Annotated in this window: 21 protein-coding genes; 11 read left to right on the forward strand and 10 right to left on the reverse strand. The window is 66.4% G+C overall.

Annotated features, from left to right (window positions below):
- The first annotated feature begins 1273 nt into the window (after positions 1-1273).
- The 3 genes from EV648_RS16415 (at position 1274) to EV648_RS16425 (ending at position 9045) form a co-directional block, all read left to right on the forward strand.
- The gene (locus tag EV648_RS16415; protein ID WP_199234648.1) at positions 1274-6832 is read left to right on the forward strand and encodes an AAA family ATPase; all 5559 of its coding nucleotides are present in this window, start codon (positions 1274-1276) and stop codon (positions 6830-6832) included.
- A 506-nt stretch (positions 6833-7338) separates the two neighbouring features.
- Positions 7339-7944 (forward strand): hypothetical protein, encoded by a 606-nt coding sequence (locus tag EV648_RS16420; protein ID WP_132291559.1) that lies wholly within the window; start codon positions 7339-7341, stop codon positions 7942-7944.
- A gap of 600 nt (positions 7945-8544) precedes the next feature.
- Positions 8545-9045, forward strand: coding sequence for a helix-turn-helix domain-containing protein (locus tag EV648_RS16425; protein WP_158294000.1), 501 nt, complete (start codon positions 8545-8547; stop codon positions 9043-9045).
- A 196-nt stretch (positions 9046-9241) separates the two neighbouring features.
- Here EV648_RS16425 and EV648_RS45215 read toward each other — a convergent pair whose 3' ends face one another.
- Entirely contained in the window at positions 9242-9697 is a 456-nt protein-coding gene (locus tag EV648_RS45215; protein WP_370452723.1) for a recombinase family protein, read from the reverse strand.
- Here EV648_RS45215 and EV648_RS44105 point away from each other — a divergent pair.
- Both EV648_RS44105 and EV648_RS44940 read left to right on the forward strand, forming a co-directional pair.
- On the forward strand, positions 9611-9802 hold the full coding sequence (locus EV648_RS44105; protein WP_241995253.1) for a hypothetical protein: 192 nt from the start codon (positions 9611-9613) through the stop codon (positions 9800-9802). The genes EV648_RS45215 and EV648_RS44105 overlap by 87 nt on opposite strands.
- A gap of 454 nt (positions 9803-10256) precedes the next feature.
- Entirely contained in the window at positions 10257-10460 is a 204-nt protein-coding gene (locus EV648_RS44940) for a recombinase family protein (RefSeq protein WP_305000056.1), read from the forward strand.
- Positions 10461-10730: 270 nt separating this feature from the next.
- On the opposite strand, the gene EV648_RS16440 is transcribed toward EV648_RS44940, so the two are convergent.
- The 3 genes from EV648_RS16440 to EV648_RS16450 all read right to left on the reverse strand — a co-directional run bounded on the left by EV648_RS16440 (position 10731) and on the right by EV648_RS16450 (position 12829).
- The gene (locus tag EV648_RS16440) at positions 10731-11099 is read right to left on the reverse strand and encodes a hypothetical protein (RefSeq protein WP_132291562.1); all 369 of its coding nucleotides are present in this window, start codon (positions 11097-11099) and stop codon (positions 10731-10733) included.
- A gap of 5 nt (positions 11100-11104) precedes the next feature.
- Positions 11105-11476 (reverse strand): hypothetical protein, encoded by a 372-nt coding sequence (locus EV648_RS16445; protein ID WP_132291565.1) that lies wholly within the window; start codon positions 11474-11476, stop codon positions 11105-11107.
- Between the two features lie 801 nt (positions 11477-12277).
- The gene (locus EV648_RS16450; RefSeq protein WP_199234650.1) at positions 12278-12829 is read right to left on the reverse strand and encodes a hypothetical protein; all 552 of its coding nucleotides are present in this window, start codon (positions 12827-12829) and stop codon (positions 12278-12280) included.
- Positions 12830-13446: 617 nt separating this feature from the next.
- Here EV648_RS16450 and EV648_RS16455 point away from each other — a divergent pair.
- The gene (locus EV648_RS16455) at positions 13447-13743 is read left to right on the forward strand and encodes an ATP-binding protein (RefSeq protein ID WP_305000057.1); all 297 of its coding nucleotides are present in this window, start codon (positions 13447-13449) and stop codon (positions 13741-13743) included.
- A gap of 815 nt (positions 13744-14558) precedes the next feature.
- The gene (locus tag EV648_RS43240) at positions 14559-14801 is read left to right on the forward strand and encodes a hypothetical protein (protein ID WP_199234651.1); all 243 of its coding nucleotides are present in this window, start codon (positions 14559-14561) and stop codon (positions 14799-14801) included.
- Here the strand turns inward: EV648_RS43240 and EV648_RS16465 are convergent.
- Entirely contained in the window at positions 14791-15459 is a 669-nt protein-coding gene (locus EV648_RS16465) for a CoA pyrophosphatase (protein ID WP_199234652.1), read from the reverse strand. The genes EV648_RS43240 and EV648_RS16465 overlap by 11 nt on opposite strands.
- Positions 15456-15785 (reverse strand): MmoB/DmpM family protein, encoded by a 330-nt coding sequence (locus EV648_RS16470; RefSeq protein ID WP_255512845.1) that lies wholly within the window; start codon positions 15783-15785, stop codon positions 15456-15458. The genes EV648_RS16465 and EV648_RS16470 overlap by 4 nt, the downstream gene beginning before the upstream one ends.
- 391 nt (positions 15786-16176) lie before the next feature.
- On the opposite strand from EV648_RS16470, the gene EV648_RS16475 reads away from it, so the two are divergent.
- From EV648_RS16475 to EV648_RS43245, 4 genes are all read left to right on the forward strand, one after another.
- Complete coding sequence (locus EV648_RS16475) at positions 16177-18927, forward strand: LuxR family transcriptional regulator (protein WP_132291573.1); 2751 nt, start codon at positions 16177-16179, stop codon at positions 18925-18927.
- Positions 18928-19109: 182 nt separating this feature from the next.
- On the forward strand, positions 19110-21911 hold the full coding sequence (locus EV648_RS16480) for a helix-turn-helix transcriptional regulator (protein WP_199234654.1): 2802 nt from the start codon (positions 19110-19112) through the stop codon (positions 21909-21911).
- 99 nt (positions 21912-22010) lie between these two features.
- Positions 22011-22523: a VOC family protein gene (locus EV648_RS16485; RefSeq protein WP_199234655.1), complete on the forward strand. Its 513-nt coding sequence runs from the start codon at positions 22011-22013 to the stop codon at positions 22521-22523.
- Between the two features lie 34 nt (positions 22524-22557).
- Complete coding sequence (locus EV648_RS43245; RefSeq protein ID WP_199234656.1) at positions 22558-22770, forward strand: hypothetical protein; 213 nt, start codon at positions 22558-22560, stop codon at positions 22768-22770.
- On the opposite strand, the gene EV648_RS16490 is transcribed toward EV648_RS43245, so the two are convergent.
- The 4 genes from EV648_RS16490 to EV648_RS16510 are packed head-to-tail and all read right to left on the reverse strand — an operon-like array spanning position 22748 to position 24770.
- Positions 22748-23293: an MBL fold metallo-hydrolase gene (locus EV648_RS16490; protein WP_199234657.1), complete on the reverse strand. Its 546-nt coding sequence runs from the start codon at positions 23291-23293 to the stop codon at positions 22748-22750. The two genes, EV648_RS43245 and EV648_RS16490, sit on opposite strands and share 23 nt — an antisense overlap.
- 59 nt (positions 23294-23352) lie before the next feature.
- Positions 23353-23715: a nuclear transport factor 2 family protein gene (locus tag EV648_RS16500; RefSeq protein ID WP_132291579.1), complete on the reverse strand. Its 363-nt coding sequence runs from the start codon at positions 23713-23715 to the stop codon at positions 23353-23355.
- A complete protein-coding gene (locus EV648_RS43250) occupies positions 23705-24007 on the reverse strand; it encodes a YbfB/YjiJ family MFS transporter (protein ID WP_199234658.1) in 303 nt (100 codons plus the stop codon). Before EV648_RS43250 ends, EV648_RS16500 begins: the two co-directional genes overlap by 11 nt.
- Before the next feature lie 55 nt (positions 24008-24062).
- Positions 24063-24770, reverse strand: coding sequence for an SDR family NAD(P)-dependent oxidoreductase (locus EV648_RS16510; RefSeq protein ID WP_132291582.1), 708 nt, complete (start codon positions 24768-24770; stop codon positions 24063-24065).
- Positions 24771-24931: the final 161 nt, after the last annotated feature.

Consider the following 24931-nt stretch of genomic DNA (forward strand, 5'->3'; position numbering starts at 1 on the left):
GACCGCCTCGCTGTACCACGCTGCCTTTGTCGGCCCCGAGGGCCGAAACCGACGGCGGTCTTGTCTCGCCGATAGCGGTCCAACTTCGGCGCCCACCCGGCACAGGCTCTTGTACTCGGTCAGGTCGAAGCCAAGCTGGGTGCCGTCGGGATACAGGTCGAGGGTCGCCAGCCTGAACGAGGTGAAATGTTGACTCGCGTCTACCTCTACGAACACTCCGCTCTCCACGTGAACGAAGTCCCCCGACAACGCAGTGACCTTCTTGGCGACCATCTCCGCCTCGACGCCGCCATGTGCGTGGATGGCACCGCGACTCGTGGGCGAATCACCTCGAGCAGGTCGGCGCCCTGGCCGCCCTCCATGGACCACCAGCCCTCCCGGAAGGGTCGTCCCGCCGAGATGCACCACGGCCATGTTGATGTACGGAAACGGGCGGGCGATATCGCGAACGCCGTCGTACATCGACGCGTCGCCCGTGGAGGTGGGCCAGACGCTCCACCTCCCTCGATGTGTCGCTGAGCTCGAGCATGCTGCCATCACTGGCGGCTCCCGCGCAGTGAGGTTCCCGAAGCACAGACCGCTGTTATGGGAGGGTGACCAGGCGTGACGACCCCACGTGCCACCGCTCGCCGGCGCTGCAGGCTGACGATCTCGCGACGCTCGGCGCCGTCGTCTTGGGCCCGTGGCCGACGGTCCAGGCAAGTGGCCGCGGTACCACCGTCGCCGCGCGCACCTCGATCCGCTGGTGGGCGCCATGTCGGCGTGATCGCTTCGAGCCCTACTGGGCGGACCACCCGCAGGCATCCCGGGAGCCACCCCGCGGTCCCATCGACGCTGGCAACTGACTGCCGCGGGTTTGGCGGCGGCCGGCCGGAGGTTCACCTGCTGAAGCGCGGGGGGCGCCGAGAGGCCACCGAGTCGCCGACGCGACCGGCGCGGTGACCTCGGGAACATCATGGAGCCCACATCGCCCATCCGCTGTGCATCGCCGGCGCAATCGCTACCCCGGGACCCCTTGCGGTCGCCGTGAAACGCGCGCAGTGTGAAGTGTCCTGCCCAAACGGCAGGAGCCAACCGCAACGGCCGCAGACGGATCACGGCCGCAGCGGTTTCGCGCCCACCGATGACGCGGTGGCGCGCCTCACAGTCGGCACCGTTCTGCCTTGCCGTGACATTCGAGCCATCGCTCCGCAGCAGGACCGGCGCGATCGGCCACGAAGAGGTTGTGCGAGGCGTCTGGGCGGGGGGACCTTGCCTGAGAGGAGACCCGGCGATGAAGGCATCCGCTCTGTTCGGTGCTGGTTGGGAAGACGAATCGGTGGAGGTGCTATGGACAGACACGGAGCGCGTCTTTTGCCGACTATGGCACGAAGGCGCCGAGGGCGGTAGGCACGCTTTCATACCCTTGCCTCTCGGCATCGAGCAACCGGCTCCCGACAGCATCGCTCGCCTCATACACGAATACGAACTGAAAGACTACGTGGACAGTTCGTGGGGCCTGCAACCAGTCGCCCTCGTGCGCGACCGCGGGCGGACGTTCCTGGAAGTTGGGTACACCGGAGGCGAGCCGCTCGATCGCCTCATCGGCGGTCCAATGGAGATCGGACGCTTTCTGGAGCTGGCCGTCTCGCTGACTACCGCACTTGGCCGACTCCATGCAGCTGGACTCATTCACAAGGACATCAAGCCGACCAACGTGCTCCAAGACGCCGCGACCGGAAGGGTTTGGCTTACCGGGTTCGGCATCGCGTCCGGATTCGCGCGCGAGCGCCAGTCGCCGGCGCCGCCGGAGGTCATTGCGGGCACTCTTGCGTACATGGCGCCCGAGCAGACGGGCCGCATGAACCGCTCCGTAGATGCGCGCAGCGATCTTTACGCGTTGGGCGTGACCCTGTACCAGATGATCACAGGCGTACTGCCGTTTACAGCCACGGATGCCATGGAACTGGTGCATTGCCATCTCGCGCGCCGACCCGTGCCACCGGCCGAACGGACTCCTGGCGTGCCTGCGGCAGTCTCGGCTGTCGTCATGAAGTTGCTCGCCAAGACACCGGAGGACCGGTATCAAACCGCGGTCGGTGTGAACGACGACCTGAGACGCTGCCTGACGCTGCATCGGCACGGGATCAGCATCGAGCCTTTTGCCCTGGCGGCGCACGACGTGCCTGATGTCCTCCGCATCTCCGAGACGCTGTATGGGCGCGAGCGGAACATTCAGGAGCTGGTCGCGGCATTCGAGCGTGTCGCCAATGAGGGCAGCAGCGAGCTTGCGCTCGTGTCCGGCCACCCGGGGATCGGCAAGTCATCGGTCGTCAACGAGCTGCAGCGGACGCCGAGCCTGTCGAAGGGTATCTTCGCCGCGGGAAAATGCGATCAATCCACTCGCGACATCCCGTACGCGACCCTCGCCCAGGCATTGCACGGCCTCGTGCAGATGATCCTGCGCAGCAGCGAAGCAGAGCTCGCGCGCTGGCGCGCTTCCATCGAGTACGCCGTGGGGCCGAACGGCCAGCTCATCATCGGTCTCGTTCCCGAACTGCAGCTGGTGATCGGCAAACAACCTGCGGTGCCGGACCTCCCGCCACAGGACTCGCGCAACCGCTTTCAGATGACCTTTCGCGCGTTCCTGCGCGTATTCGCCCGGTCTGAGCACCCGCTGGTGCTATTTCTCGACGATCTGCAATGGATCGACGCCGCGACCCTGGGTCTGGTCGAGGATCTGGTTGGCCGCCGTGAGACGCGGCACCTGCTGCTGATCGGAGCCTACCGCGACAACGAAGTCGACTTGTCGCACCCGCTCCTGCAGGCGCTGGATGCCCTGCGCCGCAACGGCACGCGTGTGAGCGCGATCGTGCTTTCGGCGCTCACCCTGGATGACGTGTGCCGGCTCATCGCCCGCGCTGTGCATGGCAACGAGGAGCACGTGCGTCCGCTCGCGCGCCTGGTGCTCGACAAGACCGGCGGCAATCCGTTCTTCACGATCCAGTTGCTGACCGAGCTCGCTACCGAGTCGCTCCTGACATTCGATGCCGGTGCTGCGACGTGGCGCTGGAACCTCGCACGGATTGGCGCGAAGGGTTATACGGACAACCTGGCGCGGTTGATGGTTGGGAAGCTGCAGCGCCTACCCGTTGCGGCACAGGAGGCGTTGAAGGAGCTCGCCTGCCTCGGCAGCATCGTGGAGTTCGCGAGGCTCGCCATCGTTCGAGAGAGCTCAGAGGAGGAGGTCCATGCGACGTTCCGAGACGCTGCGCGAGCGGGCCTCGTGATACGCCTCCAGGGCGCGTATCGATTCGCGCACGACCGCATTCAGGAGGCGGCATATGCACTCATCCCGCAGGCGTCGCGGCCCGAGATGCACCTGCGCATCGGACGCCGGCTCCGCGATGCGAGCGACGGGGAGCCGACGGCAGAGCATGTCTTCGCAATCGTCGCTCAGCTGAATCGTGCCGTTGACTCGATCGCTGACGTCGGTGAGCGAAGGATGTTGCTACGGCTGAACGTCCTCGCTGGGATGAAGGCGAAGGCCGGGATCGCCTATGCCGCTGCGCGGGACTATCTCGCCCAGGCGGCGGTCCTTGTGGCTGAGGACGCTTGGGGGCGGTACTACGACGAGACGCTGGAGCTCTATCTCGCTCTCGCCGAGTGTGAATACTTGATCGGCACGTTCGACTCGGCGGACCGGCTGTTCGAGCTGATGCTGGGCAATGCGCGCTCGGATCTCGACCGCGCCAGGATCTACAGCTTGCGCATCAAGGTCTATCAGGCCAGTAGCCGATACGACGAGAGCGTCGTCCTGGCGCTCGAAGCGCTGCAGCTGTTCGGTGTGGTCTTTCCAAGCTCGGACGACGAGATCGCGGCAACGACGGCCGCGGAGTTCCGCGCCGTTTCCGTCAACCTCGGCGGACGCCGCATCAGCGATCTGCTCGATGCGCCGGTAGCCGACGACGCCGAGGTGCGGGCCATCATCGCGCTGCTCGTCGAGGCGGCGCCCGGCGCATACAACGGGAGACCGAAGCTATTTCCGTTGGTGGCCATGAAAGCAGTAAATTTCGCGCTGAGATATGGCAATACCGAGCAGGCCAGCTATGCCTATGCGGTGCATGCACTGACGCTCGTGTCGACCTATGGCGACGCAGCGCAGGCGTTCGCGTTCTCCGAGATGGCGTTGCGGCTCAACGACAGGTTCGACAACGCGCGCCTCCGCGGGGCGCTCCTGCATCTCCATGGCAACCACGTCAACTTTTGGCGCCGCCATTTCGCCACCGCCGTCCCGATCCTTGACCACGGGTTTCATGCGTGCCTGGAAGTCGGCGACTTCGTCTACGCAGGCCATATCGCCTTCCTGACGGTCTGGCAGGCGATCGAAAGAGGCGACCCGCTCGAGGAGGTGCAGACGCTGGCAGTGCGTAACGCCGAGTTTGCACGCCAGACTCATATCGAGGCGGTGTATCAGACCATTGCTCTCCAGCAACAGTTCATCGCAAGCCTTCAAGGGAGGACAAGCGATCCGCTGGCCTTCGACGCGGCCGGATTCACCGAGGGCGCGTCGCTCGACGCGATTGCCAGGTCTTCGTTCGGCTGCGGCATCGCCTTCCACCGGATCATGAAGCAAGTGCTCGCCTTTCTGCACGGCCGGTTCGCCGAGGCTCTGGATGCCGCGCGCGAGGCGGAACTGATGCTTGACGCGGCAAGGGCGACGCCGATTGAGGCGACCCATCACTTCTACTACGCCCTCACCCTGACAGCGCTGCACTCGGCGGCGCCCGCGAGCGAGCAGGCGCAGTTCACCCGGCTTCTCGAGGGCAAGCTGAAGAAGCTGAAACTCTGGGCCGCCGACTGTCCGCAGAACTATCGCAACCGCTATGCACTTGTGCTGGCTGAGATCGCGCGGATCGAAGGTCGGGCGGCGGAGGCCATGGACCTGTACGAGGAGGCGATCCGGTCTGCCAGGGACGAGGGCTTCGTGCAGCAGGAGGCGCTGGCATTCGAGCTGGCGGCGCGCTTCTACGCGGCTCGAGGCTTCGCCACGTTTGCTCACGCGTATCGAAGAAGCGCGCGTAACTGCTACCGTCGCTGGGGCGCGCAGGGCAAGGTGCGCCATCTGGATGAGACGTACCCGGAGTTGCGCGATGAGATTGCGCCGCCGCACACGCCAACCGTGATCGCGGACACCGTTGAACATCTCGACCTCGCGACGGTGATCAAGGTGTCGGAAGCGGTATCGGGCGAGATCGTTCTGGAGAAGCTGCTCGATACGATCATGCGCACGGCCATCGAACACGCCGGCGCCGAACGAGGCTTGTTGATTCTTCCGCGCGGTGACGAGCTTCGGATAGAGGCGGCAGTCACGAGCCACGGCAATGAGGTGACGGTCGCTCTGCCACAGGCGGGAGTGACTGGCGCAGATCTGCCGGAGCCAGCGCTCCGGTACGTCCTCCGCACCCACGAGAGCGTCCTACTGCACGATGCCTCGGCGCAGGGCGCATTCGCCGCCGACCCTTACGTTCGCGATCACCGAGCACGGTCCGTGCTCTGCCTGCCGCTGCTCAAGCAGTCCCGATTGCTCGGGGTGTTGTACCTGGAGAACAACCTCGCGCCTCATGTCTTCACTCCGGCGCGAATGGCCATGCTCAAGCTGCTTGCTTCCGAGGCGGCCATCTCGATAGAGAATACCCGTCTCTATGCCGATCTCCAGGAGCGCGAGTCACGCGTCAGGCGGTTGGTGGATTCCAACATCATTGGGATCTTCATCTGGAACCTCGACGGTCGCATCATCGAGGCCAACGAGGCGTTTCTTCAGATCACGGGATATGCGCATGACGATCTCGTGTCGGGCCGGATGCGCTGGAAGGAGTTGACGCCGGCCGATTGGACCGAGTCAGACGAGCGGCGCCTCGCCGATCTGCAAGCGAGCGGTGTCGCGCAGCCATACGAGAAGGAGTTTTTCAGGAAGGACGGGACCCGCGTGTCCGTCCTGGTGGGCGCAGCGGTCTACGACAAGCCGCGGAATGAAGGTGTCGCCTTCGTGGTGGACTTGAGCGAGCGCAAGGAGGCTGAGGAGGCTGCTCGTGCCAGCGAGCGGCGCTACCACGAAATCCAATTGGAATTGACGCATGCCAACCGCATCGCCGCCATCGGACAGCTAGGAGCGTCGACCGCGCATGAGATCAGCCAGCCGCTGTCGGGCATCATCACCAATGCCAGCACCTGCCTTCGAATGTTGGACGCCAACCCCCCGAACTTGGCGGGTGCACGCGAAACGGCGCGGCGCATGCTTCGTGACGGCAACCGTGCTGCTGATGTGATCGCACGTTTGCGCGCTCTGTTCAGCAACAGGCCGCCGACGCTGGAACCCCTGGACCTGAACGAGGCCACGTGGGAGGTCATTGCGCTGTCGTCGAGCGAGCTTCAGAGAAGCCAGGTAGACGTTCGGGCGGAGTTGGCCGACGACCTCCCGTCCGTTACGGGCGATCGTGTGCAGCTGCAGCAGGTCATCCTAAACCTTCTCCGGAACGCCGCGGAGGCGATGGACGGCGTCGATGATCGACCAAGACGCGTCGTGATCAGGACCGCCCGAAGCGAACACGATCACGTGCGCCTGAGCGTGGAGGATGTCGGAGTAGGGCTCGACCCGCATGGAATGGCCACCCTCTTCAAGGCATTCCACACGACCAAGACCGACGGCATGGGGATCGGCCTGTCGATCAGTCGAACCATCATCGAGAGCCATCAGGGACGCCTCTGGGCAACACCGAATGATGGTCCGGGGATCACGTTGGCGTTCTCCATTCCGCGTGCGACCGACGACGGGCCGATAAGGACTCCATGACCGCCATACGTTCCCCCTTGTATCGGTCGTGATCGCCCTACGGCTGTACTGCATAAATCTCTGAGCGATACGGGATCGGCGGCAAACTCCGTCATCCGCGCACCGTCCCATAGCCATCGCGTCACACCGCATACGATGCGTGCGTTTGGGCCCCACGGGCGGTAACCGCATCGCTGCCGCATGGTGGAGGTGTGACCGGACTACACGTCGCGTCTCCGCAGGGCTCCAGGTGCATCTCAAAGCCCGCGGTGCTTCACGATTCGTCGCCTGGTGTCAAGCGCTGGGTTCTCACGGCCGCAGCACCGCGGGTTCGTATAGCGGTGCAAGTTGACTACGGGATCGCGATCAGGATCCGTGGGTTTCGGAGAGGGCTCGAGGTTCTCCGAGCAGGCGACACAATTTCTGGTCGCCTCGGGTGTCCGTTCGGGCACCAGAAATCACCAGCGGCGGAAGCAAACTGCGAGGCCCCGGAATGTGTCTAACAGGGTGTCCAAAAGGGGGACATCATGAAGACCAGCCGCAGACCGATCCAAACCGCACTCGCCGTCCTGGCCGCCGCCGCCGTCTCGGCGGGCGCGGTCGCTGTACCGACCTTCGCCAGGCCCGCTTCCCACGCGACGATCCGGACAGCCGCCACGACCACCGCCTGCGCGTCTGGTTGGGGCTCGTTACCGGAAGCGGGTAACCGGGCCGGCATGGGAGAAGGCTCGCTGACCAATGTCCGCGCCGGCCGGCATGCCTGCTACGACCGACTGGTGGTCGACATCAGCAGCCACGGCACGAGCTACAGCATCCGGTACGTACCGGCCGTCTCTATGGACGGATCCGGGGATCCGGTGCCATTGCGAGGCGGAGCCAAACTTCGGATCATCGTGTCCCCACCGGACTATGACGTGAATTCGGGTCAATCGACCTACAGTCCGGCCAACCGACGCGAACTGGTCAACGTCACCGGCTACCGCACACTCCGCCAGGTCGCCCATGCCGGCAGCTTTGAGGGCCAGACCACCCTCGGGGTCGGCGTCCGTGCCCGACTCCCATTCCGTACCTTCACCCTGGCCGGCCCTGGTACGGGCAGCCGGCTCGTCATCGACATCGCCCATCGCTGGTAGCGACGCTGACCTCACCGACGACAACCTCGAAGCCCGTCATCCCGACGTTCCAGCGCGAGACCGGCTCACAATGACAGGACGTTGAGGCCGACCAGGAGGTCAGGGGCGACTCGGATTTCCGACCAGGGTCTCTCACTGGTGCGGCGGTAGCCCGAAGCGGGATTGTGGTCTACAGAGAACTCGCACGCTTTTCGTCCCCAGGTCACGAGAACGCGATGCCGACGATTCACCTCCACCGGACGACCACCGCGACACCGGAGCAGTTCGTGGCCGGCCTGACCGACTTCGGGCCCGGCCGCGCGACGCTCTTCGGCAACAGCACCGACGAGTACCTGAAGGCGCACGACCAGAGTCCTGGTTACGACGTCACCGAGTGCTCGGGCGTCGACTGCACACACCAGATTCAGCGTGTGGCGGGGAAAGGCCTCGTGCGCACCCGCGTCAAGTCCGAGGCCGGCGAACGGCGCCTGCTCCTTCCCGACTGGGCTGTGGACATGCTCCGCGCTAGATGGAACGCGGGGGCCGTCCGATTCGCCGGTCTTCCCGGACTCGCCCGGGGGATTTCGAGATCCGCACAACGTCCGAAAGAGTCTGCGAGACGTGCGCACGCCGGTCGGAAGCGAGAGACGACGGGAACTCGGCCGGGTTCTTCGAAACCATCGCCGCCAGGCCGGCTACACCCAGCAGGACGTCGTGAACAAGCTCGGTTGGAAGAAGACGCGCATCACTCTCATCGAGACTGGCCGAGTCAGACTCGATGCGCAGGAAGCCGGCGTACTGGCAGACGCTTACCAACTGCCGAGGCGGGAACGAGCCGCCCTGATGGAGCTGACAGAGCTCGCCGGCATCCGCTCCTTGGCAGATGAGCTGGCATGGGTGGCCTCCCACAAGTTCCGTAAGACCACCGCCACCATCCTTGACGAGGCAGGACACTCCGCCCGGCAAGTCGCCGATCAGCTGGGCCACTCCCGCACAAGCACGACGCTGGACGACTACATCGGTCGCAAGGTGCGCAATCCTGCGGCGGCCGAGGCCCTCGATGCGGCGCTTCGGCCGATCCATGAGGACGATCGGCAAGTGCCAGAAGGTCCCGGGCACTAGCGGCAGGTCTCGGTGCGAGAACGCCAATCACGTGAGTGTGGTCCGAAAGTTCATCACTCTCGAGGCATATTGCCTGGTCAGGAGCCGACGAGGGGACTCGAACCCCTAACCACCGCTTTCTGAGCCCAGACCTCTCATCACCTGCAATTAGGCCGCAAGAGCGCTCATGACCTGGGCTTATGCCTAGCCGAGCATGTCACCGACGCTCAACCTCTATCACTCTCTGCCGCTGAATCACGTGAGTTAAGACGTGAGCGCTCCGCGGATCCGGTGTACGCCCAGACGCCCCTCGAGCACCGGCGACGACCGATCCATTCCCGGACCGCGCCCTCCGCGGCAGCGACGGCTCCGGACTGGCCCGGGCGCTGCTGTCGGACAAGTTCAACCTGATCGACCACCCGGACGCGCTCACCGCGACCCTCGACGGCGTCCGCGCCGCCGGCGTACCGATCGACATCCGAGGCTGCGACCTCACCGACTCCCGCATGTACGTCCGGATCCAGGCCGAAGGAGTCGCAGCGTTCGCACCCCACCTGCTGAACGGAGTGGTCGTGTCGAGTGCATCATGCAGCGACTTGAACCCGATGCCGCGCTGGCGCAACTCGCCGACGATGTTGATCAGGTCCTGCAGGCTCTGGCCGAGCCGCCACAATTCGAGGACCCCGATGGTGTCACCTGGACGGGGCAGTCCAGGCACTTTGTCAGTTCGGGCCGATCGGTGTTCTTGCCGCTCAGCTTCTCCTCGAAGATCCGGTGACCTGTGAGATCAGTTCGGCGGCACTGGCCGCTGGTGTCGAGAAACGATCGATCCTCAAGAGCATGGCGGACCGGCGGTAACGGCAGCCGGCATGAAGCGATCTACGTACGTGAACCTTGACTCGATATCGCCGCATGGTGCTTTCCGGTGACTTGGCGCGCTGGTTTGGTTGGCCTCGCTTACACCACGACCCTCCCCAACCACCTCCGTCGGCGGAGTCACACCGACGACTTCAAGTTCACCGGTTCCAGCTGGATGTGGAGCGACCCTCGCAGCGTGGGCCCAGGTCGCGCAGCCGTCGGAACCGTCCTCACCCCCGCCGCTGCGCTGTGGATCAACCGGCGCACCAGAATCGCCTTTAGATGAAGAGCGAACGTCTCGACAAGAAGGCATCGCACGCCTTGAGGCAGACCAGGTCGAACGCAACTCCCGCGCGGTTCCTGGCGGCCAGCTGGTGTTCCACGTCTTCGCCGCTCTGGCCGAGTTCATCCGCGAACTCATTGTCGAGGGCACCAACGAGGGCCTCGCCGCCGCGCGAGCACGAGGTGTCCGGCTCGGCCTGCCGCCGGCGATGACCGATGAGCAGATCCAGTCCGCCCGCACGCTACTCACCCAGCCCGAGCACGCCGTGTCGTCCATCGCAAACTCCCGCGCGTGAGCCGGTCGACGATCTACAAATACGTGCCGGAGCTGACCAAGCGCCGACGCTCCCGCCTCCTTGAGCTGACAAGCCGCACCTGGCAGATCGCGGTCGATCAAGACCTTCCCGCCGGGCCAGATCCCTTCGGGGTGTCATGCCGAGCGGGAATCAGAGTTCGCGTGGCTCGGCTGTGGCCCAGCCATGACGAGCGTCTCCGGGGGTGATGTCTGCCGCCGAGCCGCGGCTGATAGCTCGCAGAACGTGGTTGATCCAGCGGGGTGTCGGCGATCATGTCCGAGTCCCTCCGCCAGCTCGGCGGGTCAAGCTTGTCTCGGTGCGCTCGGGCTCGGCAGCCAGGACCTCGACAAGCTCGCCGCTCTCGAGTTCGACCCGGTGCCGAGAGAAGTCCGTGGTCGGCGGGCACTCGACCCGGACAACCCGCAGGCGGCCCTGCGCGACGCGCGCCGCCGGGCTTGCCTTGACTGCGATGTCGAGTACGAGGTCGTCATCCACGCTGTCGCTCGGCCGCAGGCGTCCCTCGCCCTCCCCGTCCGGTCGCTCGGCGACGTACTCCTGATGGGCGCAGAGGATCTCGCCGCTCTCGCCATCGACCGTCAGGAAGAACTGCTGCGGAGTGCTATCTTTTGGCGTTCGCATGCCCCTCACCGGACCAGCAAGTGGTTGACCGCGACGGCAGCCGAGTCGAAGGTCGTGCCGCGCAGGCGGAACGTGATCCTGCGCGCCGACGCCTGACCGATCATCCCCGGGTGCGCGATCGACACGTGGGTGTTCGGGTCGTTCGGTTGGTTGGCGCCGAATACGTACACCACCGGAGTCGACGCCCCGTCGATGTCGATGATGTCCGCCGCAACGCCGTAACCGCTGTTGGGCTCCCGCGTCCCGAACCAGACGGTGCTCAGCGTCGACTTCGCCACCCACCTCATCGGCGCGCCAAGGTCGATGGTGATCGTCCGAGGAATGTTGTTGCCGTCCGTGTAGGAGACCTCATGCCAAACGCTGAACTCGTACGGCATGTCCGCTCCAATCCGATCGTCTCTCGGCTACCACTCCCAGACGCGGAACCAGATACAAACCAGGTCCGCGACGTCCGTGCCCGGTCGCGCTCGCGGCGCACGTCGGCGCGAGATCGTCCCTTGCCCCTTCCGTGTCCCCTCAGGCGCAGTGAAGCCGCCCCCGAACTCCACCGTGCCCGCGCGGGGACGGACTGTCTACACCCGGGCGACCTCCTCGGTTCGACCAAGAGACCTCGAACCTGGACGGCCTCTCCTCACAGCTCCCGGCCAGGTATCACTGCGCCTGGTACAACAAGCAGCGATTCGCAGGCCACCCCTCCGCGGCCGTAGCGGACCGGCTGTTCCATAAACGACTGTTTGCCGAACAAGCGGCGACCGGTTCGGCGTAGGCACGGCCTTGAACAGCCTTAGAACGGACTACATGGCGACGGATCGGAAAGTGCTGCACGTCAGGCATGGGAGCGAGCCAGCGAGGCCCTCGCCGTGTTTGGCGAGTCAGAAGCTGCGAAAAGTCCAGCGCCTACTCGATGATGCCTAAGCATGGCTAGCCTTCGGTGAAGACCTTGCTCGCTGAGCCTGGCGCGTCAGAAGTTGCGCGTGCGGTCCAGCATCTGATGGACGAGGTCTCAAGAATCGCCCAGCAATCGCGCAGGGGTGAGGCGAGCCAGCAAGTTGCGCATCCAGGCTCTTCGAGGTCTATCCCTCGTTGTGCAAAGGATGTATGCGTGTCCTCATCCCCTGAGCGAGCGCTGTGCTGCCCACTCCGCAGGATGTCGCTGTGGCGGCGCAGAATCAGCGTGGTCAGTCGCCCTTGTTCGCCTGGCCGAAGCGGACCACCTTCGAGTCGGTGATCGCCAGCAGCTCCTCTTCGCCGTCGCCAACGGTGTAGTAGATGCGGCTGCTGACGGCGATCTCCTGGAGCCGCGAGCCAACGATGGCCCGGCCCTCGTCGAAGGTCAACTCGGGGTTCGGCACAACGTTGGTAGCCGTGAGCGCGTCCGGCAGGTTGCGCGTCGCGAAGTCGACGGTGAAGTCCGGCGGGATCACGAAGGACGTCACTCCGACTGGCGACGTATTGTCGGTGAACCCGAGAAAGTAGGAGACGGAGACTAGGTTAGGTCGCGGAGCCTGGTTTGTTACGGTGACGACCGTGGCCGAGCGGATCCGGAACGCGGTCACCGACTTCACAAACGTCACGAGGTATCGCGGCCGGCTCGAAAGCGCGGCCGCCGGGTCGATCGCCTCGAATTCGCCGCGCGCGACGAGTTCCTCGAGCCGCCTTTTCGCGCGCTCATCGCGGGGGACCTTCAAGCCTTCCCTGATGAGGTCCTGCATGTTGACGCCGCCCTCCATGGCCGGCCTCCATTCCCATTGTCCGCCAGATCGGTCGTGATGATGGCCGTCTCAGCGATGGCCGATAGCAGTACTCGCCGTTAATGGCTTCCAGTTAGTCGAGACACTGACGACGCCGCAAGATATCGACCTTCGCCGCGCTCGTCGTCTTCGCCGTCAAGGTGGTTTGATTCGGCTGAGTGTCGCCGGCATCATTGACTTGACACAAACGCATCGGCGCCGTTTGCCACCTTGATCTTTCCTTGTTCGGTCAACTCAATCCATCACGTCCTGGTCCCATTGACAGTTGGGGCCTCTACGACGAGGGCGTGGATCACAGACCTGATTCGGGCCGCGTTTCCACCGGGCGTTCGAGCGTGAGACCAGCAGCCGCCATCGACGGCCTCATTGCCTGCCAACAGCAATCAACAGTTACCTTGACACTCATCGCGTTGTCGCAGCGTTGTCAACCACGCCAGGTTCGATGGAGCGCGCTCATTGAGTTGCGAATGAATGTGACTGTGGCGGCCAACGGCGAAGGGTGAGCTGGCGCGGTGAGCGCTGGACCTGAGGCGCGGCCAACGATCTCACCGCTCGCACCCTGCAGGTCCCCGAGGACCTGGTCGCCGATCTGACCTATGCCGACGGTCTTCTGGCCGGGCAGCTACTGCACGTCGTGTGGGTGGAGCAGCACCTGGGGCCAGCGCACCGCGAGCTGGCGGACGCGCTACGAACACGCCTCGCTCATCCTCAACAGCAACCTGCCCTTCAGCGGCTGGGGCAGCGTCCTCGGCGACCAAGCCGTCGCCGCCGCGATGATCGACCGGATCGTCCACCACGCCGACGTCCTCACCCTCAAAGGCGCCAGCTACCGACTACGCAACCGCGGCATCGACACCCTGCCCAGCATCAGAACCCAGAATCCATCAGACTAGACACCACGAACCGGTGGCCTCATTTCCAACCGTCGCATCGGCCCCAGATTCGAGCGTCGTCGACAAACGGAAAGCGGCCCGCTCACACCTTCACAACACCGGCCGGCGGGTGCGACGCTGGTCGTGACGAAGGACCCGATCAGACGCCGAAACAGCTATGGCGAACGCAACCCGCGTCACGCCGCTTCTAGTTTGGCGCCCGGTCCTTCGCCCATCACAGCAGCCCGCACGACGCCAGATGACCAACACCCAGACATGTCAGGTCGCATACGTCAGCATGGGCGCTTCGGGCACTCGACCAACCGTGCGAACCCCGTCCGGCCAACACAGAACCACACACCCACCACACCGGCGGAGCACTCCCGCGCGGCCATCACCAGACTTGACTCGACCCACAGCCAGCTAGACGTAGGTCGCTGGCCCAGCCCGCCTCGGTGAGCAGTTGGTCTGCCTGCGTCGGGTCACAACGATCGCCTACGGACCAGGCAGCTACAGCTCGCCCTGCCCGACTCAGGTATCGGCTCGGCGGAACGATCCCTGTGGGAAGCCACGAAGGCTGGCAACCGGCCCGCAAGGCGATCGAGTAGGCGCGCTGGCGAGCGACGACTGGGCGAGGCATTCACCGCGCCCAACCTCGTGCTCGCTCCGACCCTGGACGATGTGCTGCTGACCCAGCTCGGCGAGGTCGCCAAGAGCCAGAGGACGGTCTGACCTGGTTGGTGACCTCCTTCCTGGCCGAGGACTCCAGCCGGCGAGACCGGTGGAGTCGTGCTCTTGCAGGTCTGGCCGTGGCGCAACGCCCGGACAACCGGTCTGTGTTAGGTCGGTGGATCAGCCATTGGTCCGTACTGGCCGACGAGGCTGCCCTGGGTCTCGGCACGATCCTGGAAGACGTGCAGGATGGCGGCGTGTCAGCCGCTGAGTGCGCCGGCCGATTCGCCGGACTCGACGGCATCGATGACTTCCGCGTCGACTGGCAGTGGAGACCGGCCTGGCGACCCGCTGACATCACCGAGAGCGGCCGGGAACAACTGCGTGCGATCGGCTTCACTCTTTGATCCGATCCGGCTGCTCTCCCGCTGGAAGCATGCTTGGCAGCTCGACCACCCGGGTGTCCCACGGGCGGTCCCATCCCGCGAGCGCCAGGAGCCGGTCGACGACCTCTGCGGTCATACCCCAGATCAGCCTGCCCCTGATCTGGAACGCGGGCAGGATGATTCCACTCGGCCTTTGCAGCATGAGCCGGCTGGCCGGATCAGCCAGCTCTCCAACGCTGATCCGCTCGACCGCATCGACCTCGCCTCGATCAACCGGCGCCACCGCGCGTGGCCGTCGCCACCAGGCAAGAACTGGAACGACCCGGAATCGGGTGGGTGGGATGAACAGTTCGGGCAGGGTGGCGACGACATCGACGTCAGCGGGGTGGATGCCGACTTCCTCCACCGTTTCCCGTAGCGCGGCCGCCACCGGCCCCGCATCCATGGCGTCGATGACCCCGCCAGGGAACGCCATCTGGCCCGCATGAAGCCGCAAGCGCTCACTTCGCCGGATGAACAGCAGGTCCGGTCCGTCCGGTCCCTCGGCGAACAACACGAGCACGGCTGAACGCGTGCCGCCGCTGGCCGGCGGCATGAGCGCCGGTGACAGATTCATCGTCGTGGCTGCGTGGGCGATGTCGCGCAGCCACGACGGGACAGGCTTGACATCCACGGTCACGAGGACCAGCCAACTTGACAGCCTGGTGACTTGTCGCTGCTGGGTGCTCGCTGCTTCCCGCCCACCACGCTCTCCCAGGTGATGGAGTCGCTGGTGGTGACGACCTGACCGCTGAACGCGGACATGATCCCGCCGAACGATCCGGTCTCGTGGTCCGCGCCGAGGTAGCGGCGCAGCGTCGCCTGCGTCACCGTGATCCGATCCTCACCCTGCACCCGGACGTACGCGCCCCGGTCGATGACCACGATTTCGGTACCGGGGTTGTCGTCCTCGATCGCCGCGATAATCTGCTCGACTTCGTCACCCATCCGCAGTACTGGGCCCACGGGTTCTTCATGACTCGACGAGTTCCCGGATCAGCTCATTGGCCAGGTCGGGACGACGCGCGGGCACCATTCCTGCTGCCTCCTCGCCTGCCGACTCCGCCACCCAGCATGCGCCGTCCTGGTCTCGATTGCCATCACGTCAGGCGTCAACCGGGGCCGTCCCCTGGCGCGAGTCGGTGGTCACCTGCCGCCCAGGGACCTGACAGTACGGCGATACTGTGGTTCCACACCGTCAGGCCGTCACTCACCAGGGACGTAACCGGCTGCGGGTCGCCGATGTGGGCCCACAAGCTGCCGGAGTGATGACACTGAACCGGAACCGCAGCGGAAGGCGCCGGTTGAATTGGTTACGGGGTCAGGAGGTTCCCGCCGACACAGAGGCCCCGCAACGTTGCGGGGCCGGACCAGTGAGTTGCGCGTGCTCGCCCAGCTGGTCGAGGCTGTCGGGGCCGGCGAGAGCCGGGTACTGGTGGTCCGCGGTGAACCGGGCGTGGGCAAGACCGCCCTGCTCGATTACGTGGCCAGGCAGGCGCCGGGCTGCCAGGTGGCACGAGCAGTAGGCCTGCAGTCGGAGATGGAACTAGCCTTCGCCGGCCTGCATCAGCTGTGCGCGCCCATGCTGAACCGGCTGGTTCGTCTGCCCACGCCGCAGCGAGTGGCACTGCAAACCGCGTTCGGGCTCAGCACAGGACCGCCTCCGGACCGGTTCCTGGTGGGCCTGGCCGTCTTGAGCTTGCTGTCGGAAGTGGCCGGGGAGCGGCCGCTGCTTGGTCTGGTGGATGACCACCAATGGCTGGACAGCGCTTCCGCGCAGGCCTTGGAGTTCGCGGCCCGCCGGCTCGCGGCGGATCCGGTGGGTCTGGTCTTCGCGACCCGCGATCCCGGCGACGAGCTGGCAGCGTTTCCCAGCCTGGCCGTAGAGGGGCTGCAGGCGAGCGACGCGCGAGCGCTGCTGGACTCGGTCCTGGCCGGGCCGCTCGATGCCCGGGTCCGGGATGGGATCCTTGCCGAGACGCGGGGAAACCCGCTGGCTTTGCTCGAACTGCCCCGGGGATTGACGCCCGCGGAGCTGGCGGGTGGATTCGGATTGCCGGGTGCGCGGCGGCTGTCGGGCCGGATCGAGGAGAGTTTCCGCCGGCAGATCGAGGCGCTGCCGGACCAGACCCAGCGGCTGCTGCGATTGGCGGCAACCGATTCCTCCGGCGACCCGTTGCTTCTGTGGCGGGCCGCCGAACAACTCGGGATTCCGATCCAGGCGGGAGCGCAGGCGGTCGAGGCCGAGCTGATCGACTTCGGCGCTCAGGTGCGGTTCCGGCATCCGCTGGTGCGGTCAGCGGCCTACCGATCAGCCTCGAGCCAGGAGCGACACGAGGCGCACCGCACGCTGGCCGGGGTGACCGATCCGCATCTCGATCCCGACCGTCGCGCCTGGCACCTGGCCCAAGCCGCAACCAGCCCGGACGCGGCGGTAGCCGAGGAACTCGAGCGCTCGGCGGACCGGGCGCAGGCCCGCGGAGGCCTGGCCGCGGCGGCCGCGTTCCTGGAGCGCGCGGCGATGCTGACGCCCGACCCGGTCCGCCGGACGCAGCGGTTGCTCGCGGCTGCGCGTGCCAAGTCCGACGCCGGAGCACTGGACGCCGCCCTGGGGTTACTGCTCGCGGTCGAGGCCGGGACGATGGATGGACGGCAGGCAGCGGAGGTGGAACTGCTGCGCGGACAGATTGCCCTGGATCAACGGCGCGGCAGCGACGCCCAGCGGCTGCTGCTGAGTGCGGCCAGGCGCATTCAGACAGTGAGCATCGACCGGGCGCGCGCGGCGTACCTGGACGCCTTGGTGGCAGCGATCTGGGCCAGTGACCTGGGCAGCCCCAAGGTGCGAGAAGCGGCGGAGGCCGCGCGCAGCGCACCGCCCGGTCCCGCGCCACCGCGAGTACTCGACGTCCTGCTCGACGCCGTCGCGCTGCGTGTGACCGACGGCTACGCGGCGGCCGCCCCGGCGCTGACGCGGGCGCTCGACATGGCCCTCACGCTCGACGGCGGCCGTGGCGAATTCGACCGCTGGCTCCGGTTGGCCGGTGGCAGGATCAGCCAGATCATCGCCATGGAGGTGTGGGACTACGAGTCCTGGCACGCCTTGGCCGCCGCCCAGGTCCAGTTCTCTCGTAGCATGGGCGCGCTCATGCACTTGGCGTATGCGCTCAACTACTTGGCCCGGTCCCACATACTCGCCGGAAATTTGCTCACGGCCGAGCGCCTGATCGAAGAGGATCACCTGATCGCGGAGGCCACCGGAAACCCGCCGATCGCAGACACCGCGATGATGCTCGCGGCGTGGCGGGGTCAGGATCGAGAGGCGTCCGACCTGATCGGGGCGACCTCACGCGAGGCGGCGGCGAGGGGTGCGGACCGGCTGGTCAGCCTCGCGGCCTACGCGAGTGCGGTGCTCCACAACGGCTTCGGGCGTAGCGCCGAGGCGTACGCAGCCGCCTCGCGGGCCTTCGACCGCGAACCGATGGGATACGGGTCCCACATCGTGCCCGAGCTTGCCGAGGCTGCGGCCAGGACCGGCAACACCCAGGTCCTCATGGCCGCCCTGGAGTGGTTGTCCGAGCGCACCCGCGTCACGCCTAACGAGTGGGTGCAGGGCGTCGAAGCCCGGGTCCGCGCCCTCCTGAGCGACGGCGACGCGGCGGAACAGTACTATCGCGAGTCGATCGAGCGGCTGAGCCGGACGCGCGTCAGAACCCAACTGGCCCGCGCGCATCTGCTCTACGGCGAGTGGTTGCGCCGAGGCAACCGGCGGGGCGATGCGCGCGAGCAGCTGCGTACGGCGCACGAGATGCTGCAGGCGATGGGCGCCGAGGCATTCGCCGAGCGAGCCCGGATCGAGTTGCTCGCCGCGGGCCAGACAGTGCGCAAACGAGTTGACGAGACCAACCATGCACTGACCGCCCAGGAGTTCCAGGTGGCGCGGTTGGCCAGTGACGGCCTGTCCAACCCGGAGATCGGCGCCCGGCTGTTCATCAGCTCGCGGACGGTTCAGTACCACCTGCGCAAGGTATTCACCAAGCTCGACATCAGCTCCCGGACCCAGCTCCACCGAGTTCTCCCGAGCGACCCCGACCCGGTCTTGCCGCGTTAGCCGCCGGCCGGCCAGTCAACACTGGCCAGTCCGACTGTGCACGTGGCGGACTCGATCGCGGCCGCTCTTCGTAACGATGGAGGGACGGAGTCATCCGGGCTCCGGCAGGCAGGGCATCAGTCGATCCCGACATGACGACCTACTCGCCAGGAGTGCCGTGTCTAGGTAAGGAGTGAGTTCAGGTGCTGACCATTCCTTCGGGACGGCATTCCGCACACCGGCCCCACGGCCGGCAACGGGAGTGCGAGACGCTGGACAGGCTGATGGCCAACGTGTGGACAGGCGAGAGTCAGATGCTCGTGTTGCGTGGCGAGGAGGGAGTAGGCAAGAGCACGCTTCTTGCCTACCTCGCGGAGCGAGCGTCCGGCTGCCGTATCGTGCGAGCAGCAGGAGCCGAGTCGGAGCGGGAGCTCGCGTTCGCCGGATTGCACCAGCTGTGTGCGCCGATCCTGAGCGAGCTGCCGCAACTCCCCGACCCGCAACGGGATGCGCTCGTCACGGTGTTCGGTTTGCGCGCCGGTGATGCTCCTGATCGTCTCGTGATCGGCATGGCCGTGATGGGCCTGCTGTCCGCTGCGGCCGCGGAACGCCCGCTGGTCTGCATCCTGGACGATGCGCAATGGCTCGATGCCGCCTCGGCACAAATCCTGGGATTCGCGGCTCGTCGTCTCGTGGGGGAACCGGTCGCCGTCGCCATCGCGGTACGCGAGTCCAGCGATGGGCCGTGTGACGGCAGCGAAAGGCCGGACCTGAAAGGAATTCCCGAGCTTGTCGTCGGCGGGCTGGCCACCAGCGACGTCCACAGCCTGTTGGACTCGACCGTCATGGGCCCACTGGACGAGCGCGTGCGGGAACGGATCGCGGATGAAGCGGGAGGGAACCCTCTTGCCTTGAAGCAGACAATCAGTGGGCAGGGACCTGACCACCTGGCGGGAGGCTACGGGCTGCCGCGGATCACCCTCCCTGACCGGATGGTGGACCACTTCCGACAAAAGTACTTGCCGCTGCCGTCGGCGACGCGGCAACTAGTGCTGCTGGCTGCGGCGGAACCGACAGGAGACGCGGTCCTCCTGTGGCGGACCGCCGGCGAGCTCGGCATCACCTCTGGGGCGGCGGCCTCAGCTGTGACGACGCGGCTTGTCGAGTTCGACGGGCACGTACGGTTCTGCCATCCGCTCGTCCGGTCGGTTGTCTACGAGGCCGCCTCTCCACAGGAACGCCACGCCGTTCACCGAGCCCTCGCGGCTGCCATCGATCCCGGTACCGACGCTGACCGCCGCGCATGGCATCGTGCTCACGCTGCCTCCGATCTGGATGAGGAGGCTGCCGCTGAGCTGGAACGGACCGCTGACCAGGCCATGGCGCGAGGAGGCCTGCCAGCGTTGGCCGCCTTCCGCGCGCGTGCCGCCGAGTTGACCGCTGATCCAGGCTGCCGGGCACGGCGTACGCTGGCGGCGGCGGAGGCGAAGTACCAGGCAGGCGCGCTGCGAGCGGCGCGCCGACTGCTCGCCGTGGCGCAGGCAGGACCACTTGACGACCTGGCCAGGACTCAGGTGCTGTTCCTTGGCGCCCAACTGACGGCCCACAGCCATCCTGGCCCGGATACGCCGTCAGAGCTGCTCGAAGCGGCACAGCTCCTGGAGCCGGTCGAGCCCGATCTGGCGCGCGAAGCCTATTGCGAGGCTTTCGACACAGCGCTGGCGATCGGCGGCACAGGAGGCGGCGTCCTGGAGATCGCCCAAGCTGTGCAGGCAGCGCCGCCGATGCCGGGACCGCCGGACGGACCTGGCCTTCTGCTCGAGGGTCTCGCCGTTGTGACCAGCAAAGGACTCGCGGAAGGCGCGCCGCTGGTCAAGCGGGCACTCCGCATCGTCCAAGATCAGGAGGCCGGCGCCGGCGAAGGAATCCGCTGGTTGCCACTCGCCTGCCGCGCGGCCCAGGAGGTCTGGGACGACAAGAGCTGGCATGCACTGACAATGCGGCTGATTCAGCTCGCGCGCTCGATGGGTGCGCTGACCGTGCTGCCGCGGGCACTCCTGTCTGGCTCGATGATCCAACTGCTTGCCGGGGGATGTGAAGCGGCCATCCCGATGGCCCGGGAGGCTGAGGCGGTCGGGATCGCTACGGGTTGCCCGCTGGGGCCGTACGGCCGTCTGCCGCTTGCCGCCTGGAAGGGCCACGACATCGAGACCTCCAGATTGATCGCCGACGCGATGATCGGGGTGCCGGCGTGCGGCGAAGGACGGTGGCGGACCGCGCCATACTGGGCGGCGGCGGTCCTCAACAATGGACTGGGACGGTATGAGGACGCCCTGGCCGCAGCCACCCGTGGCTGCGAACGACACGAGGAGTTGGGCCTCGCCACCTGGTCCTTGGTCGAGCTGATAGAGGCAGCTGTCCGGGCCGGAGCACCGCAGCAGGCTACTCATGCTCTCAAGCGGCTTCAGGCAAGGACAGAGGCCAGCTCCACCGATTGGGCGCTCGGGATCGAGGCGCGTTCGCGGGCCCTCGTGAGCGGAGGTGAGGCTGCCGAGAGCCTGTACCTGACCGCGATCGACAAACTGGGCCGCACCCTCGTCCGAGTAGATCTGGGCCGTGTCCACCTCCTCTATGGCGAATGGCTACGGCGGCAGGGCCGCCGCGTCGACGCCCGGATACATCTACGGACCGCCCACGAGATGCTCGTCGAGCTCGGGATCGAGGGCTTCGCCAGACGTGCAGGCCGCGAACTGGAGGCGACGGGGGCAACGGTGCGCAAGCGGGCAACCGTGGCGGACGACCTGCTCACCGCGCAGGAGGCGCAGATCGCCTGGATGGCACGTGAAGGACGGACGAACGCAGAGATCAGTGTCGAGCTGTTCCTCAGTCCACGCACTGTCGAGTGGCACCTGCACAAGGTGTTCACGAAGTTGGGCATCACCTCTCGCAGACAACTCATCCAGGCGTTGGTGCCGGCCATCGCGCGCCAAGCGCAACTGGCCTAGCCCTTCGACCCGGGGGTGGACTGGGGGTTCCCCGGGCGCGACCGATGCGTCCCGGCGATGAGACTTCTGGCTACCGACAACCGGCCACTGGAGGTCTTCATGAGCAGCGCTCAGGTGAGCAACCAGAGCGAGACGACATCGACCCGGGCCACCGGCGTCCAATTCAGGCTCGAGGTCGTCGTCATCCCCGTCGCCGACTACGACCGTGCCAAGAGCTTCTACGTCGGCCTGGGATGGCGCGTCGACGTCGATCTGGATCTCGACAACGGCTACCGAATGATGCACCTGACCCCGCCGGGATCCCACGTCTCGATCGTCTTCGGTACGGCGGTTACCGCGGCCCAACCTGGCTCGTTCGACGGCCTGCTCCTGGCAGTGGACGACATCGAGGTGGCCCGAGACGAACTCCTCTCGCGTGGTGTCGACGTGAGCGAGGTGTTCCATGACAGCGGCGGCAGCCTCGGCGGCGGTTTCCGCATCGGCAACGAGGGACGCGCACCGGGGCATGACCCGGAGGGTCGCTCGTACGCGTCGTACGCCTCCTTCCACGACACCGAGGGCAACCGTTGGCTGCTGCAGGAGATCACCGAACGTTTGCCAGGCCGAGTCTGATGCAGGTTCCCGGCCAAGAGAAGGAGCGTTTGAGATGGACGTGGCGTCCCTGGCGGACCTGCTGCACGAAACCGCCGAACATCACGACACATTCGAGAAGAAAGCACCTCCGCACGACTGGTGGGACTGGTACGCGGCCTACATGCAGGCGCGCCAGGAAGGCGTTACCCCGGAGCAAGCCTCCGCGGCCGCCGACCGCTACATGGCCGAGGTCAAGCACGTCGTCACACCGGTTGACCGGACCTGAGGCGACCCGGAGGTGGGGTCAGGGCCTTCCACGGGTGCAGGCGGCCAGCCGAAACGGCCAGGCGTGGTGGCCTGAAGCTGTTGCCCTCGCTGTGGTTGGGACCGGGGTATTCCAGCCGCAAAGTGTGGTCTCCGGCGTCGATGGTGATCGCGTCGTCGAAGATCTCCGTGGCCGGCGGCCGGTGAGGGTCGGCCAGCAGTTCCAGCCGCTGGGCCGTGGCGCGCTGGGCGTAGCGGGGGGCTCGCTCGGGATAGATCGACATGGCGCCGACGTGGTCGGAGTGGTGATGGCTGTAGACCACGTGCGTGACCGGCTTCTTGGTGACGCGGTCGATGGCGCGCAGGATGTTGTTCCCGAGCGTCGGTGGGGCGTCGATGGCGATCACGCCCTCGTCGGTGACGACGAACATGTTCTGGTAGCTGCCGTCGCCCAACCAGAAGATGCCGTCGGCGATCTCGTCCATCACGTACCCCGCCGCCGAGCTGGAGAGCCGGCACGCGGACTGGGCGGGGGCCGAGTTCACGGCCGAGTCCCGGTCGCACGTGTCGGTCTACCGCCTGCTCTAGTACCCCACAAGGGCGGTCAGGCGAGGCGCGAGACCTGGTAGTGGGTGATCAGCCAGCCTTCGGGAGTACTGCGGACGATCAGGCTCAGGTAGACGAACACGGTGGGCCTGTCGAGGAAGCTGAAGTCGACGGTCAGGTAGCCGAGGATCAGGTCGTCGGCCAGGCGCCTGGTCTCGCGGATGTCGTAGTGGGCGGTCATGCCGATCGGCTGGATGTCGTAGTACGCGGCGACGCCCTCCGGGCCGATGCTGTATGGGTGCAGGCCCTGGAAGATCGCGTCGTCGGTGAAGTACGAGGCGACGAGCTTCGGGTCATGGGCGTCGACGGCGGACTTCCACTGGTCGACAACGGTGCGCAGGATCTCGGTTTCAGTAGTCATGTTCTTCTTCCATTCGGTGGTGGTAGTTGCCTTGGACCCGGCTGGGTAGCGGTCCGAGGTGGTGCGGGAATCGGTGTCGCAGGACGCCGATGGCGGCCGCCGCACCGACGAGATAGCCGACGTAGTTGGCCGTGGCGAGGGTCGCGCCGAGCCGCGCCGGCAGCCCGGCCTGTGCGTGCATCAAGGGGAGGATCGGGGTGTAGGCGAACCTCCCGACGCCCATGCCGGCGGCCAGGGCCGCGGCCCCGTGGCCCGCGGTACGCCACGGGTGCGCCGATGGTACGGCGGTCATCACTTGCCCTTCTGGTGATGGACCGGGCGGGCGTTGACCGCCCGCCCGGGTGGGGTCAGTGGCCCGCGCTCTGGCCGCCGTCGACGTGCAGGATCTCGCCGGTGACGAACGGGGCGTTCTCCAGGTAGGTGATCGCGTCCACGACGTCACTGATGTCGCCCATCCGGCCGACCGGGTGCAGTCCGGCGAGGGCATCGTGGGTCTCCGCCGGGTGCATCGGCGTCCGGATGATGCCGAGGGCAACGGTGTTGACCCGGATGCCGCGGGCGGCGTACTCGATCGCAAGGGACTTGGTGACCGCGTTCAGGCCGCCCTTGGTGAGGGAGGCCAGCGCCGACGGCACGTTCGTGCTGGCGTGGTCGACCAGGCTGGTCGAGACGTTCACCAGGTGCCCGCCGCCGGTGGCGAGCATCGCGGCGACGGCGTGCTGCGAGACCTCGAAGAACCCGCGCAGGTTCACGCCGGTCACCAGGTCGAAGTCCTCGTCGGTGTAGTCGGTGAAGGGCTTGGCGACGAAGACGCCCGCGTTGTTGATCAGGGTGTCGATCCGGCCGAACTCCGCCAGGCCGGCCTCGATGACGCGGGTGCCGGCACCCGGCTCCGAGATGTCACCCGGCACGGTGAGTACCAGCGGGTCGTCGGACGGCGTGATGGAACGGGAGTTCGCGACGACCGCGTAGCCGAGCTTGCGGTAGGCGGTCACCAGGGCCTCGCCGATTCCTTGGGATGCGCCCGTGATCACGGCGACTTTCTGCGTACTCATTCGTTGCTGCCTGCTCTCTGCTGGAAGGTGGCCGGCCTCCGGTTCTGGAGACCATGGATTGAGAGTTGCTCGGGCGCCGGGCTTTCAGAACGACCGAGTTGCGGCCGAGTGGCTCGGAGTTGAGCCACTCGGCCGCCCCACCGATCAAGGGCATAGGCACA

The sequence above is a fragment of the Kribbella sp. VKM Ac-2568 genome (assembly GCF_004345365.1).
Classification (GTDB): domain Bacteria; phylum Actinomycetota; class Actinomycetes; order Propionibacteriales; family Kribbellaceae; genus Kribbella; species Kribbella orskensis.

What these genes read in the sequence shown, in the direction of transcription:
- EV648_RS16420 (WP_132291559.1), top strand. Translation starts at nt 7,339, where the DNA reads ATGAAGACCAGCCGCAGACCGATCCAAACCGCACTCGCCGTCCTGGCC.
- EV648_RS16450 (WP_199234650.1), bottom strand. Translation starts at nt 12,829, where the DNA reads ATGGAGGGCGGCGTCAACATGCAGGACCTCATCAGGGAAGGCTTGAAG.
- EV648_RS16510 (WP_132291582.1), bottom strand. Translation starts at nt 24,770, where the DNA reads ATGAGTACGCAGAAAGTCGCCGTGATCACGGGCGCATCCCAAGGAATC.
- EV648_RS16415 (WP_199234648.1), top strand. Translation starts at nt 1,274, where the DNA reads ATGAAGGCATCCGCTCTGTTCGGTGCTGGTTGGGAAGACGAATCGGTG.
- EV648_RS43245 (WP_199234656.1), top strand. Translation starts at nt 22,558, where the DNA reads ATGGACGTGGCGTCCCTGGCGGACCTGCTGCACGAAACCGCCGAACAT.
- EV648_RS44105 (WP_241995253.1), top strand. Translation starts at nt 9,611, where the DNA reads ATGCAGCGACTTGAACCCGATGCCGCGCTGGCGCAACTCGCCGACGAT.
- EV648_RS16500 (WP_132291579.1), bottom strand. Translation starts at nt 23,715, where the DNA reads ATGACTACTGAAACCGAGATCCTGCGCACCGTTGTCGACCAGTGGAAG.
- EV648_RS16445 (WP_132291565.1), bottom strand. Translation starts at nt 11,476, where the DNA reads ATGCCGTACGAGTTCAGCGTTTGGCATGAGGTCTCCTACACGGACGGC.
- EV648_RS16440 (WP_132291562.1), bottom strand. Translation starts at nt 11,099, where the DNA reads ATGCGAACGCCAAAAGATAGCACTCCGCAGCAGTTCTTCCTGACGGTC.
- EV648_RS16455 (WP_305000057.1), top strand. Translation starts at nt 13,447, where the DNA reads ATGCCGACGGTCTTCTGGCCGGGCAGCTACTGCACGTCGTGTGGGTGG.
- EV648_RS16485 (WP_199234655.1), top strand. Translation starts at nt 22,011, where the DNA reads ATGAGCAGCGCTCAGGTGAGCAACCAGAGCGAGACGACATCGACCCGG.
- EV648_RS43250 (WP_199234658.1), bottom strand. Translation starts at nt 24,007, where the DNA reads ATGACCGCCGTACCATCGGCGCACCCGTGGCGTACCGCGGGCCACGGG.